The organism is Pseudomonas sp. L5B5, assembly GCF_020520285.1.
Lineage (GTDB): Bacteria > Pseudomonadota > Gammaproteobacteria > Pseudomonadales > Pseudomonadaceae > Aquipseudomonas.
This window is the reverse complement of the sequence record NZ_CP084742.1, coordinates 5,487,778-5,500,769: the sequence shown is the minus strand read 5'-3', so window position 1 is coordinate 5,500,769 and position 12,992 is coordinate 5,487,778. Positions and strand designations below refer to the sequence as shown.

12 protein-coding genes and 1 pseudogene are annotated in these 12,992 nt (G+C 60.6%); 6 read left to right on the top strand and 7 right to left on the bottom strand.

Annotation, left to right across the window (positions count from 1 at the left end):
* Positions 1 to 168: 168 nt before the first annotated feature.
* The gene (locus tag LGQ10_RS25280; protein WP_226523551.1) at positions 169 to 864 is read left to right on the top strand and encodes an acyl-homoserine-lactone synthase; all 696 of its coding nucleotides are present in this window, start codon (positions 169 to 171) and stop codon (positions 862 to 864) included.
* Here the strand turns inward: LGQ10_RS25280 and LGQ10_RS25275 are convergent.
* Both LGQ10_RS25275 and LGQ10_RS25270 read right to left on the bottom strand, forming a co-directional pair.
* On the bottom strand, positions 834 to 1,562 hold the full coding sequence (locus LGQ10_RS25275; RefSeq protein ID WP_226523550.1) for a helix-turn-helix transcriptional regulator: 729 nt from the start codon (positions 1,560 to 1,562) through the stop codon (positions 834 to 836). The genes LGQ10_RS25280 and LGQ10_RS25275 overlap by 31 nt on opposite strands.
* Before the next feature lie 273 nt (positions 1,563 to 1,835).
* Positions 1,836 to 2,474 (bottom strand): glutathione S-transferase family protein, encoded by a 639-nt coding sequence (locus tag LGQ10_RS25270; protein WP_226523549.1) that lies wholly within the window; start codon positions 2,472 to 2,474, stop codon positions 1,836 to 1,838.
* 117 nt (positions 2,475 to 2,591) lie between these two features.
* Here LGQ10_RS25270 and LGQ10_RS25265 point away from each other — a divergent pair, with 117 nt between their 5' ends.
* The gene (locus LGQ10_RS25265; protein WP_226523548.1) at positions 2,592 to 3,710 is read left to right on the top strand and encodes a transketolase-like TK C-terminal-containing protein; all 1,119 of its coding nucleotides are present in this window, start codon (positions 2,592 to 2,594) and stop codon (positions 3,708 to 3,710) included.
* Positions 3,711 to 3,723: 13 nt separating this feature from the next.
* Here LGQ10_RS25265 and LGQ10_RS25260 read toward each other — a convergent pair whose 3' ends face one another.
* Positions 3,724 to 4,176, bottom strand: coding sequence for a MarR family winged helix-turn-helix transcriptional regulator (locus tag LGQ10_RS25260; protein ID WP_226523547.1), 453 nt, complete (start codon positions 4,174 to 4,176; stop codon positions 3,724 to 3,726).
* A 177-nt stretch (positions 4,177 to 4,353) separates the two neighbouring features.
* Between LGQ10_RS25260 and aceE the strand changes: the two genes are divergently transcribed.
* Positions 4,354 to 7,023 carry a pyruvate dehydrogenase (acetyl-transferring), homodimeric type gene (gene aceE / locus LGQ10_RS25255; protein ID WP_226523546.1) on the top strand — a complete coding sequence of 890 codons (2,670 nt, stop codon included), beginning with the start codon at positions 4,354 to 4,356 and terminating at the stop codon, positions 7,021 to 7,023.
* Positions 7,024 to 7,135: 112 nt separating this feature from the next.
* On the opposite strand, the gene LGQ10_RS25250 is transcribed toward aceE, so the two are convergent.
* Entirely contained in the window at positions 7,136 to 7,804 is a 669-nt protein-coding gene (locus tag LGQ10_RS25250; protein WP_058436019.1) for a M35 family metallo-endopeptidase, read from the bottom strand.
* A gap of 405 nt (positions 7,805 to 8,209) precedes the next feature.
* Between LGQ10_RS25250 and ppk2 the strand changes: the two genes are divergently transcribed.
* Both ppk2 and LGQ10_RS25240 read left to right on the top strand, forming a co-directional pair.
* Positions 8,210 to 9,103: a polyphosphate kinase 2 gene (ppk2, locus tag LGQ10_RS25245; protein ID WP_226526192.1), complete on the top strand. Its 894-nt coding sequence runs from the start codon at positions 8,210 to 8,212 to the stop codon at positions 9,101 to 9,103.
* 369 nt (positions 9,104 to 9,472) lie between these two features.
* A complete protein-coding gene (locus tag LGQ10_RS25240; RefSeq protein WP_226523545.1) occupies positions 9,473 to 10,210 on the top strand; it encodes a hypothetical protein in 738 nt (245 codons plus the stop codon).
* A 121-nt stretch (positions 10,211 to 10,331) separates the two neighbouring features.
* Here LGQ10_RS25240 and LGQ10_RS25235 read toward each other — a convergent pair whose 3' ends face one another.
* Both LGQ10_RS25235 and LGQ10_RS25230 read right to left on the bottom strand, forming a co-directional pair.
* Positions 10,332 to 11,666 carry an ATP-binding protein gene (locus LGQ10_RS25235; protein WP_226523544.1) on the bottom strand — a complete coding sequence of 445 codons (1,335 nt, stop codon included), beginning with the start codon at positions 11,664 to 11,666 and terminating at the stop codon, positions 10,332 to 10,334.
* A complete protein-coding gene (locus LGQ10_RS25230; RefSeq protein WP_226523543.1) occupies positions 11,663 to 12,373 on the bottom strand; it encodes a response regulator in 711 nt (236 codons plus the stop codon). The genes LGQ10_RS25235 and LGQ10_RS25230 overlap by 4 nt, the downstream gene beginning before the upstream one ends.
* 165 nt (positions 12,374 to 12,538) lie before the next feature.
* Here LGQ10_RS25230 and LGQ10_RS25225 point away from each other — a divergent pair, with 165 nt between their 5' ends.
* Positions 12,539 to 12,868 (top strand): hypothetical protein, encoded by a 330-nt coding sequence (locus LGQ10_RS25225; protein ID WP_226523542.1) that lies wholly within the window; start codon positions 12,539 to 12,541, stop codon positions 12,866 to 12,868.
* Positions 12,869 to 12,872: 4 nt separating this feature from the next.
* Here the strand turns inward: LGQ10_RS25225 and LGQ10_RS31670 are convergent.
* Positions 12,873 to 12,983, bottom strand: a pseudogene (locus tag LGQ10_RS31670) (DUF3077 domain-containing protein); the annotation flags it as partial.
* Between the last annotated feature and the right edge of the window lie 9 nt (positions 12,984 to 12,992).

The window sequence follows — 12,992 nt, the reverse complement described above, 5'->3', positions numbered from 1 at the left end:
TACCTAAGTGCAAATCACTGTTTATAAAAACAAGTGTTTAATTCTTTTCTCAAAGCCTGCCCTTAGGTACAGTTGCTTTCCCCAAACAATCGATTCATACTTTCCGCGCTTCGGCGCGATATATGATCGAGTCTTGCCTTTATTTCTCGTACGGAAATAGCAATAAGCATGGATAAAATCAGTTTTTATAATATCGACTACACAAACGCATCCCAGGACCTGCTGGGAAACTTGTATGGGCTACGCAAGGAAGTCTTCGCCGATCGGCTCAACTGGAAGGTCAATGTCTGTGGTGATCAGGAAGTCGATGAATACGACAATCCCTTTGCCACCTACCTGGTGGGTGCCTACGCCGGGATCCCTCTGGCCAGCCTGCGCCTAATCAGCACACTGCACCCCTACATGATGGAAGGACCGTTTCGCGGCTTTTTCAGCCTGCCCTCACCCAAGCACGGTCTGATTGCCGAATCCAGCCGATTCTTCGTCGACAAGACCCGCTCCAGAGCCCTGGGCCTGGGTCGCCTGCCGCTGACCGAAATGCTCCTGCTGGCCATGCACAGCCACGCCGCACATGCAGGTCTGGAGTCAATCATCACGGTGGTTAGCCAGGCCATGTCACGTATCGTGCATCGAGCAGGATGGCACTACGAGATCCTCGACAGCGGGCAAGCCTCTCCTGGAGAACAGGTGTTGCTGCTCGAAATGCCGGTAACCGAGGAGAATGCTCGGCGCCTACGGGAAACGATCATCGCGAAGGGTGGCGATCATCTTTTCGATTGGCGGGCTGCGGACCTACAACAACGCCCGCACCCCGCCCATGCCAGCCGCTCGAGTCAGACCATTCCCATGCTCACGGCCTTGTAGACCGCCTGCTTGGCATTACAGACCTGCAGCTTGTGGACAATGTTGGACATATGGAATTTCACCGTGCGCACGGAAATCGCGTGTATCGCGGCGATTTCTCCATAGGTCTTGCCCATGACCACCCACTTTAGAACACCCATCTCACGATTCGACAAACTAGCATCGTCTTTTTCGGGAAACAGCTCATTGGGCGTGAACCTGTCCATCAGGCTGTTGTGAAATCGGATCAGCGCCATCTGGATCTCAGCGGTACGGCGAGTCATGACCTGATCGAAATCAGCCCGCAACTCGGTATTGCAGATACTCAGGGCTGCAAACAAACCGTTGGAATCATGCAAATTGAAGGTAAACCCAGTTGAAATCCGGTATTTTTCAGAAAGGGCGAACAGCTCTTTGCCCCGCCCAGGCTCTGCGGACTCAAGCGCTTCGCGCCAGGAAAACGGCGCAATGGACTTCAACCCATGACTGATTACCGGATCTATCAGGTGATAGTTGGAAGCCTTGTAGACATCAAGCCATCGTTTCGGATAACTGGAGAATATCAGCGGCTTTACTTGGCGTCCCTTATGCATGGTGAAATAAGCATATTGACATCCATCAAGCGGCGGCAGACGCTTCTCGAATGCATTTTTTAACAAATAATCCAGTTCAGCTTCATCATCGGTTACTTGTCTGCCACTAACTAATTGAGTGCTCATAAGAACTCCCTGTTCTTTGTAGTGTTCAGTCCTTGAATCTTCTTGTTCTGACGTCACCCCCTGATACTCAACTCAAAAGCCACTGTGTAGTAAAGACAAATAATCACTACACAAATTAACTATAGTGTGAGTTCAAAAGAGATATCGATGCCCTGAAACTCGCAGATCAATGACAGAACCGGCAGTAAAACCAACCTCGTACCCATCGACATGAATGTGTGAACCGCCCTCACCCGACAGAGCCAGGACGGTTCCTCGAACCCGTTGCTCTCCTCAGCTCACCGAGGCTTCCCGAGAGTCAGCCAACCCGGCCTTGACCGCCGGTCGTGCTTCGATCGCATCAAGCCAGCGCCGTACATGAGAGAAAGGAGTGATATCCAGATTCAGTTCTTCATGGGTACGCAGCCAGGGGAAGGCAGCGACATCGGCGATGGAGTAGTTGCTGGAAGCCAGGTATGCATGCTTGGCCAGTTGACCATCGACCACACCGTAGATCCGCAGCGACTCCTTGCGGTAGCGGGTGATGGCCTCCTCATTGGAGGTCTTGCTGCCATGAAGGAACCACCAGAGCTGGCCTAGCATCGGACCAATGGCACCCACCTGGAAGAACAGCCATTGCTGGACCGCCAGTTGTTCGGCTGGTGACTTGGCCCGGAGGCAGTCGTATTTTTCCGACAGGTAGCCAAGGATCGCCGCCGACTCGAACACCGAAACCCCGGCTTCATGGTCAACAATGGCTGGAATCTTGCCATTGGGGTTGATCTGCAGGAACTCCGCAGAATGCTGGCGTCCTTCGGAAAGATTGAATTTCACCCGCTCACAATCAATGCCGGCTTCCTTGAGGAAAATGCTGATTTTCTGTCCGTTCGGGGTATCCGCAGTGTAAAAAGTGAGGGATTTTGACGTGTTCATGAGTCCTCCGTTGACTGCTCTGAGTGTCGCTGCATTTGAATCTTATTGCATTTGCAATCATATTGAGGCGTACAGTATGGTGCAAGAACGACGAAACGCACGGAGAGCTTCGAAGTTATGATGGGTTTTTCCAGTTTCAGGACCACGCGGGAGACCGGCCAGGCCGCTCAAGCCTGCATCGACAAAATCCAAACGCTGGTCGACCAGGCCAGCGAAGGACTCTCTTCCCCGCTCTACACCATGATCGATATTGCCAATCGTCTGGAGAGAGATCCGGGAACGGCGAAGAACATCTGGGTAGTGCGCTCCAACAAGCGTCCCGGCGCCACGCCGGAGCATACCCGTATCAGCGCCTGGCCCCTGCACTTCAGCGCCCAGGCCCGTGCCAGCGAAAAACCCCTGCTGTACCTGACCAGTTCCTCCACATCCGCCCAGCTGTGCGCCCTGTCGAGTGAATCGTCCCAACGCGGGATTCTATGCAACGACATCGAGACCATTTCCTCACTTTGGCCCAAAGGTGCCCATCCTTGGGTTCCGTTGTGGCTGGCGGCCAACCCGCGCTGCCTGCCGTTCGACCCGGCCAGCGGTGCCGAGGCCCGAGCCATTGCGGTTGCAGCACTGAAAAGCCTGTATGTGGATGGTAGCAATGGCTTCTACTACATGGCGTTGCATGACGAGCCCAATGACTTCGTCGGTCCGATGGACAAGCACAGCGCCAGTCATGCCTTGCAGGGCATGTACAAGGTTGCGGAACTGGAGGCTGGGCCAGGTCGGCCCAAGGTTCGCCTGCTGGGTGCAGGCCTTAGCCTGCGAGCAGTGATCGCTGCGGCGCAGATACTGCGCGAGGATTGGGGCGTGAACTGCGAACTGTGGAGCTGCCCGAGCTATACCCGCCTGGCTCGGGACGCCGACAGCGCACAACGCTGGAACCGCATGCACCCGGATCTGCCTCGACGCTCATCGCACCTGCGCGACAGCCTGAACGCGGAGGATGCGCCGGTCATCGCCGTGACTGGCTACGCCCAGCACGTGGCCGATCAGATCGGCACACACCTGACTTCGCGCTTCGTCGCATTGGGTGCCGACTCCATCAGTTCGCTGCCTACCCGTCCTACCTCGAGCAAGATCGTGGACAAGCGCTGGATTGCCACCTTGGCCCTGCGCGCCCTGGCCCAAGATGGCAAGGTGCCGCAGGAATACGTCAAGCAGGCCATGCGCCGCTACCTGCTGCAATGAGTGGCGTCGTGGCCTAGGCTTGCCGCCCGCTCTTGCGCGCAGCGCTGGCTGCGCGCTCCAGGGCATCACTGAAAAAAAGCTGTTGCTGTTCATCGAACTGCACCAGGAACAATTCGGCAACTGCCTCTTCGTAGATTTGCCACATCTTTTTGCGTAATGCCTTGCCAGCCTCCGTGATCGAGGCGCAGGCACCACGGCCGTCTTCAGTGGCACGGCTGCGTTCGACCAGGCCTTCGGCCTCCAGACGGTCGACCAGGCGTGTCAGGTTATAGCGCTCGATCGCCATGACATCGGCCAGTTCGCTCATCCGCCGGGTACCGCCAGGGCCGCTTTCCAGCCCCCACAAGGCGTCGTACCAGGCATAGGCCGGAAGCCCGGCAGCCGCCAGGCGGCGTTCGATTTCGCGGATCAGGCAGCGGTGAGCCCTGACGAATCTGAACCAGGTATCCGGCTCGCTGGAAGACATGCATCACCTTTTTCAAGAATCGATTTAGTTGCAATTGTAACGCGGTGCACGATAAATTCCCGCAGATAATTGCAACTGCAACCACCTCGATTCTGAACAAGATCGGCACCCGCCGATACCCCTCGCAATGGCACCGAAAGACTCGGTGTTCCCCGCTGTACTGCCCAGGAGACGACGATGGCACAACAATCAGTGTTTCTCGACGAGGATCCACAAGAGACTCGTGAATGGCTCGAATCCATTGAATCGGTTCTGAGTGTCGAAGGCCGCCCTCGGGCGCATTACCTGATCGACCAACTGCTGGATTTCGACGTAGCCCAACATGGCGATTTCTACGGGCGTGTCACCACGCCCTATGTCAACACCATCCCGGTCAACCGCCAGCAGCCCTATCCTGGCGACCTCAGCGTCGAGAAGCGGATCAATGCCTATATCCGCTGGAACGCCCTGGCCATGGTGCTGCGCGCCGGCAAGCATTCCAACGTTGGTGGACACATTGCGTCCTATGCCTCGGCGGCAGTGCTCTACGACGTTGGCTTCGATCACTTCTTCCGTGGCCGTACCGAGCAGTTCGCCGGTGACATGGTCTACATCCAGGGCCACTCTTCGCCAGGCATCTACGGTCGCGCCTTCCTCGAGGGTCGCCTGAGCGAAGAGCAGCTGGACAACTTCCGCCGCGAAACCGACCGCGACGGCGTGTCCTCCTACCCTCACCCACGGCTGATGCCCGATTTCTGGCAGTTCCCCACCGTGTCCATGGGCCTGGGCCCGATCACTGCCGCCTACCAGGCACGCTTCATGCGCTACCTGGAAAACCGTGGGCTCAAGGAACACCAGGGACGCAAGGTCTGGGCCTTCCTGGGCGATGGCGAGATGGACCAGCCCGAATCCCTGGCGGCGATCTCTCTGGCCGGCCGTGAAAAACTCGACAACATCATCTTCGTGGTCAACTGCAACCTGCAGCGCCTCGACGGTCCGGTGCGCGGCAACAGCAAGGTGATCCAGGAGTTCGAGAGCCTGTACCGTGCTGCTGGCTGGAACGTGATCAAGGTGATCTGGGGCAGCGGCTGGGACGCCCTGCTGGACAAGGACAAGACCGGCCTGCTGCGCCGGCGCATGATGGAGTGCGTGGACGGCGACTATCAGAACTACAAGTCGCAGAACGGCGCCTACGTGCGTGAGCACTTCTTCGGCAAGTATCCCGAGCTGCTGGAACTGGTCAGCGACATGACCGACGAACAGATCTGGAAACTGTCCCGTGGCGGTCACGATCCGGAAAAGGTCTACAACGCCTACTCTGCCGCGATGCGTCACACCGGTGGTCCAACCGTGATCCTGGCCAAGACCGTCAAGGGCTTCGGCATGGGCGAGGCCGGCGAAGGGCAGAACATCAACCACCAGCTCAAGAAGATGGGCGACCAGGCAGTCAAGGCCTTCCGTGACCGCTTCGGCCTGGAGCTCAGCGATGAGCAACTGGGCGACATGCCGTACCTCAAGCCAGCGCCAGACAGCGTCGAAGCCAACTACCTGAAATCTGCACGTGGCAAACTCGGCGGCCATATCCCGGCGCGCTTCAGCGACGCCCAGTCCCTGCAGATTCCGCCGCTGTCAGCCCTGGAAACCCAGCTCAAGGGCACAGGCGACCGGGCCATTTCCACCACCATGGCGTTCGTGCGCATCCTCGGCACGCTGCTCAAGGACCCGAACATCGGCAAACTCGTGGTGCCGATCGTACCGGACGAATCCCGTACCTTCGGCATGGAAAGCCTGTTCCGCCAGATCGGCATCCACTCCCACGTGGGCCAGTTGTACACCCCGCAGGACGCCGGCCAGCTCAGCTACTACAAGGAGAGCAAGGACGGCCAGATCATGCAGGAGGGTCTCAACGAGTCCGGGGCCATCTCGTCGTGGATCGCCGCCAGTACCTCCTACAGCAACCACGGGGTGATGACCGTCCCCTTCTACATCTTCTACTCGATGTTCGGCTTCCAGCGGGTTGGCGACCTGGCCTGGGCCGCTGGCGATGCGCGGGCACGGGGCTTCCTGCTCGGCGCCACCTCCGGGCGTACCACGTTGATGGGCGAAGGCCTGCAGCACGATGATGGCCACAGCCACGTGATGTCCTCCACCATCCCGTGCTGTGTCTCCTATGACCCGACCTATGCCTACGAGCTCGCGGTGATCATCCAGGACGGCATGCGCCGCATGTATGTAGAAAACGAGGACATCTACTACTACATCACCCTGCTCAACGAAAACTACGCCCACCCGGACATGCCCGAAGGCGTCGAGCAAGGCATTCTCAAAGGCATGTATCGCTTCTCGGCTCCGGCCAAGCAGAACAAGGGCAAGCATGTGCAACTGATGGGCTGCGGCTCGATCCTGCAGGAGGTCAACGCTGCGGCGAAGCTGCTGGAAGCCGACTTCGGCGTCTCCAGCGAGGTCTGGAGCGTCACCAGCCTGACCGAGCTGCGCCGCGATGGCCAGGAAGCCGAGCGCTGGAGCCTGTTGCATCCACAACAGGAACCCCGTGTGAGCTACGTCGAAAGCTGCCTGCAGGACAAGGAAGGTCCTGTGGTGGTTGCCACCGACTACATGAAGATCTTCGCCGACCAGATCCGTCCATTCGTGCCCAAGCGTCGCTTCGTCGCCCTGGGTACCGATGGCTTCGGACAATCGGATACTCGTGAGTCCCTGCGGCGTTTCTTCGAGGTCGACCGCCACTTCATCGCGGTAGCCGCCCTGAAGGCCCTGGCCGACGACGGCAGCCTGCCACGGGAGAAGGTCGCCGAGGCCATCGCCCTCTACGGCATCGATCCGGAGAAAAAGAACCCGGCCAAGGTCTGATGCCGGAACCTGCCTTGCCCACCCGGGCAAGGCACCTCCTCGCTGTATCCCCTCCAACGCCAAACGCCCCGGGGCTTGCCCCGAGGCGTGGACGCGTATACGACCCGCCCGCTCAGTCGTACATCTGTTCCTCGTAGTATTCGTAGTTGTCGGCGTTATCCACAGCCTCGTCCGGATGATTGGTCGCCAGGTTGCGCGCACCCACCGGCCCGTAGCCGCCTGGAATGTCATCGGTATGACCAATCGAGTGGGTCAGCTCATGTACCACGCTGCCGGCCTGGGTATCGAAGCCCACCCGTGGCGGCAGGGCGAAGAACGCCGTGCAGAACCAGGCTTCGATGTCACCGCGGGCGTTCTCGTAGGTAGCCGCGATAACCCCAGCGCTGTCACAGGGGTCAACCGGATTGGTCCGGCAACGAGCGGTCAGGGTATTACCGCTATTGAGTTTGTAACGCACCCCATCGAGCACTGCCCGCACCCGCTGGTAACGGTCCTGGCTGAAGACGCCGAACCATGTCTGATAGACCGGATCTTCGTTACGGCGAAAGATCGCTTCGTTGTTATTGACCCGGTTATAGGCATCATTGGACCAGGTAGTGGCCACCGTCACTGCGTTCCTCACCGCGGTGCGATCGGCCTCGGTGGCGCAGGAGCCGTCGAATTCCACATTGATCGCCAACGCCGACTGCGCCAGCGTGCTCATGCCCACCAACAGCAACAACCCCGGCAGCCGGCGGGCCAGCCGGGAACGGGATGAATAGACAACGGGGCCGATATCCATGATTCAGCATCCTTTTCAAGTTCCAGAGGCCGCCCCGGACGGGACGACACCTGCATTGGATTCCCCTCCCAAAGGCTGCATCAGCAGGAATCGCTTCCACTTATTGGCCGGCCCCTAGCGCCCTATCCGGGACACAACCTTGATGGAGGTCAAAGAGCAGTGCTTTGAGCGCCATACACTGGTCGATACCCCTTTGAACAAGACCCGCAGGCCCCTCCCATGAGTGAAGATTCCAGCGCACTTGCGCTTCCCGAAGTGCCCCCAAAGACCACTGCCCCCAGCCCCGCCAAGACCGCCGCCCGCAAACCCGCCACACCCCGCACCCGCCGCCCGCGCAGCACTCCCGTCAAGGCCGCAGCGGTGAAGGCCGTCGAAACCGATATCGGCGCGACTGCCCAGACCCCGATGGCCCTGCAAGTAGCCCGCGCGCCGCGTGGTTCCAATGAAGACAGCGTCTCGGCAAAACTGCCGGGCAACTACCCGTATCGTCAGCGCATGCGCCGTGCCGAGTACGAGAAGGCCAAGCATGAACTGCAGATCGAACTGCTCAAGGTGCAAAGCTGGGTCAAGGAAACCGGACAACGCATCGTGGTGCTGTTCGAAGGTCGTGACGCGGCCGGCAAGGGTGGCACCATCAAGCGCTTCATGGAGCACTTGAATCCCCGCGGTGCCCGGATCGTCGCCCTGGAAAAACCTTCCGAACAGGAGAAGGGCCAGTGGTACTTCCAGCGCTACATCCAGCACCTGCCCACCGCCGGGGAAATGGTCTTCTTCGACCGCTCCTGGTACAACCGTGCCGGCGTCGAGCGGGTCATGGAATTCTGCTCGCCCCTGCAATACCTGGAGTTCATGCGCCAGACCCCGGAGCTGGAGCGCATGCTGTGCAACAGCGGCATCCTGATGTTCAAGTTCTGGTTCTCGGTCAATCGCGAGGAGCAGCTACGGCGCTTCATCTCCCGTCGTGACGATCCGCTCAAGCACTGGAAACTCTCGCCCATCGATATCAAGTCCCTGGACAAATGGGATGAGTACACCGCTGCCAAACAGGCGATGTTCTTCCATACCGACACCGCCGATGCACCGTGGACGGTGATCAAGTCCGACGACAAGAAACGCGCCCGGATCAACTGCATCCGTCACTTCCTGCACGAGCTGGACTACCCGGGCAAGGACCCCAAGGTCGCCCACGCCCCTGACCCGCTGCTGGTGGGCCGCGCCTCGCGAGGGCTGGAAGAAGATGAACGCCCCGGCCAGCTGGCAGCGGACATCGATACCACGGGGCCTGCACTGTCGTTCTGAGGCCGCCCTCGCCTGCTGCACACAGGCCTCAGGGCCTGTGTCGCGGTACGCCTGGCCCATGTCCTCGCCAAGGTGTTAAATTGCCGGCCCGGCAATGACCGCGTATTGCACAGACCGGACTTGGACATGGATGCCCAGCAACACCCTCCGCTACCCACGCCACTGGCGCCCGCTGTTTTCGCACGTCCCGCAAGCTCCTTGCGCGCGACTGGCCACTCGCTCCCCCACTGCACCCGGCCACCAGCGTCCGGGGACCGTGTTATGCCCGATCCCCCTGCAACGGTCGGCCATGCTCGACCGCTTGCCAGTTGTCCTCCCGAATCGCGCAGTGGCTTGCGCCCATTAATCGCCTGATACCAAGGATGTTCCATGCCCACTATCCCGACCCCGGAATTCAACCAGCTGCCCGCTGGCGCCGTGGCCTATCCCGATGCCCGTGACCTGTTCGTCGCCGACCAGCAAGAACTGGCCGAACACCTGCTGCCGCTGCTGTCCTTCGATGCCAGCCTGATCAACCCCGAATGGTCCGCTCGCCTGCACCTGGTGAACCCCATCGAGCCCAGCGGCGGCCTGGTCGGCATGTTCACCGAAGGCCAGGGCTTTGGCAGCGAGTTGCTCAAGACCAACTGGATCGGCTTCAAGATCGAGGATGGCCGCTATCGCCTGTGCGGCGACCCACGTTACTTCTTCCTGCACCCGGGCAACGCTCACCTGGCCGATCCGGAGCGCAACGCCCGCGCCGACCTGCAACAGCACTACACCGAGCAACACGCCGCCTACCAGGCAGCACGCCAGCGCTACCACGAACTCGGCCACCTGACCTGGCCTGAGGACAACGGGCAGAAGCTCAACTTCATCGAGGAAATCGGTGGCGTGGCCGAGGGGTATGGCAACTGGGTGGAAACCGTGGAGTTCCCCATGGACATCGTCGAAGCCACCGATGACAGTGGCGACATCGATGTCTGGCCCCTGAGTCCGGCGGGCCGCCGTTTCCAGCATGTACTCGGGGTCCCGGCCTACAACTACGGCATCAGCGGCGCCGACCTGATCGTGATGTTCTACGAACCGGTGGAGGGCTTGGTGCTGTTCTGCTTCGACTGGTCCTGACCCCCGTAGCCGCTGTCGAGCAGCGCGAGGCCGCGACAAGGCCCGCAGGGCCTTCAACCAGCAGCGGCCGTAGGCAATCGCAGGCTCGGCGGCGGCTACCAGGATCACCAGGCAACCAGGCTTACAGCGGCAACTCCACCTGGGCCTCGAGTCCGCCGCCCTCGCGATTGAACAGGCGCAAGTGGCCGCCATGTTCACGGACGATGGCTCGGGCGGTTGATAAACCCAGGCCCACACCGCCGGTGCTTTTGTTGCGTGAAGTCTCCAGGCGGAAGAACGGCTCGAACACCTGCTCCAACGCCTCGGGCGCGATGCCCGGGCCACGATCCAGGACCCGCACCCGCACCTGCTCCGCCCCCTGCTCCAGCACGATCACCGGTTCGCTTGCGTACTTGAGCGCGTTGTCCAGCAGGTTGGTCATCACCCGCTTGAGCCCCAACGGCCGGCCGCCATACACCAGACGTGCCGGGCCGCTGAAGGCCACCTCCAAGTGCTGGTCACGATAATCGTCCACCAGGGTCTGCAGCAGCTCCGCCAGGTCGAACTGGGTGGCCTGCTCCAGGCGCGCATCGTCGCGAAAGAACTCCAGCGCCGAGTTGATCATGGCCTGCATCTCGTCCACATCGCGGAACAGCCGTTGCTGCTGGTCGGGATCCTCGATGAATTCGCCCCGCAGGCGCATGCGCGTCAGGGGGGTGCGCAAGTCATGGGAAATCGCCGCCAGCATCTGCGTGCGATCCTTGATGAAGTGCTGCAACTGCGCCTGCATGGCGTTGAATGCCAGGATTGCCTGGCGAATTTCGTGAGGCCCCACCGGGTCGATGGGCGGGGCATGAAAGTCCACGGCAAAACGCCGCGCGCCCTGGGCGAACTGCTGAAGCGGCCTGGCCAGGCGGCGAGTGGCGATCCACGCCACCAGGCCGGTAGACACCAGCACCAGGGCGATCACGATCAGGTTGCGGGTGCTCTCGTCCAGTCCCCAACTGCGCGAGGTCGAGGAAAACATCAGCCAGGATTGGTCGTTGAGCTGTACCAGCAGCGCGTAGCGACCATTGGGCCCCGGCCAATCGCTGGGCAGGTAGGCCTCCATCCGCCGTGTGGGCGGTTCCAGCGCCTGACGGATGCCCTCCCCGACGTACTCCGAATCCTCGATGACCGGCAGATTGAAAGCCTCCCGGTTCGGTTGCCAGACCACACTGGAATACTCATGGCTGACCGCTGCCGCCAGCCGCGCTCGCTGGCTCGGTTCCGAGGCCTCGATCATGAGCACGATGGACGCCGAGTTCTCCAGGATCCCGGACTCCTCCAGGGACGGGTAGGCCCAGACGCCAGCCAGTTGCACGAACAAGGTATTGAAAGCCAGGGCCGTGAGCATGGCCATGATGATGGTCAGGGCGATCCAGCGCGCCACCGTGTCCCGCAGCCGATAACGCCACAAGGATTTGACCGCCTTCACTGGCGAGTCACGCTGGGAGTGAACAGGTAACCGCCATTGCGCACGGTGCGAATCATCGCCGGGCGCTTGGTATCGAACTCCAGTTTGCGCCGCAGGCGACTGACCTGGACATCGATGCTGCGGTCGAAGGCGTCATGGGTTTGACCCCGGGCCAGGTCGAGCAATTGCTCGCGGGTGAGGATGCGTTGCGGGTGTTCGACGAACACCAGCAACAGGTCGAACTCCCCCGCCGACAGCGGGATCATCACCTGGTCCGGCGAGCGCAGCTCGCGCCGGGTCAAGTCCAGCTGCCAGTCGGCGAAACGGATCAACGGCCGTGGTACCTCACCCACCAACGGCAGGCTGTCCCCGACCCGGCGCAATACCGCCCGCACCCGCGCCAGCAATTCACGAGCATCGAACGGCTTGCTCAGGTAATCGTCGGCGCCCATCTCCAGGCCCACCACCCGGTCGCTCAGCTCGCCCATCGCGGTGAGCATGATCACCGGGGTGGCGTGCTGCAACCGCAGGCGCTGGCACAGGGTCAGGCCGTTGTCGCCGGGGAGCATCAGGTCGAGAATGATCAGGTCCGGCACCTCCCGCTCCAGAGCCGCCCACATGGCGGCGCCATCGGTGGCCACACTGACCTGATAGCCCTGTTGGACAAAGAATTTCTTCAGCAGGGCGAGGACTTCGACGTCATCGTCCACGATCAGGAGACGGCTCACCGGCGGGTTTCACTTCGAGAGGAAAGGAGCGTTATCTAAAACCATTCACAGCCTCGCGTCATATATTTCAACCCGGTAACAAACCTTCAGCGACGCAATAAAGCAGACATCTTTGCGCAAGGTTCAGCTGTCAGCATCGTCCTCCCCTACTGGAGAACAGCGACCATGCACCTGATCAAGAACGCCTCGGCGCCTGCCCCAGCTATCCTTGAAGAGCTGCCAGAACCTTGTATCGGACAACCGGCCCTGACGCTGCTGCAACGGGTGACCAAGCTCGACGACGCCAGCCTGCATTGCCGCGAGGTCAGCCTGCGTCTCTCCGATGATCAGAACCACCTGGTGCTGACCCGCTACAGCGAGCACTACAGCCCCGAAGGCATGGAATGGGTGGAGCGCAAGCACCGAGTCTCGGTCACTGACCTGCTGCGCTGGGTCATCGAACAGGGCCAACCCCAGAGCACCGAGCGCGGCGAGGAACGCCAGGACGTGGGTTGAGGGCTCAAGCGCGAGGCTTGCCGCACGCCTTCGGCAGGAGCGATGATCCCGGACATCCCCCATCGATAATCGCCTTGTTCAACTGGTTGAAGTAATGGGTTGCCCAGGCATGGCGAAGTAACCG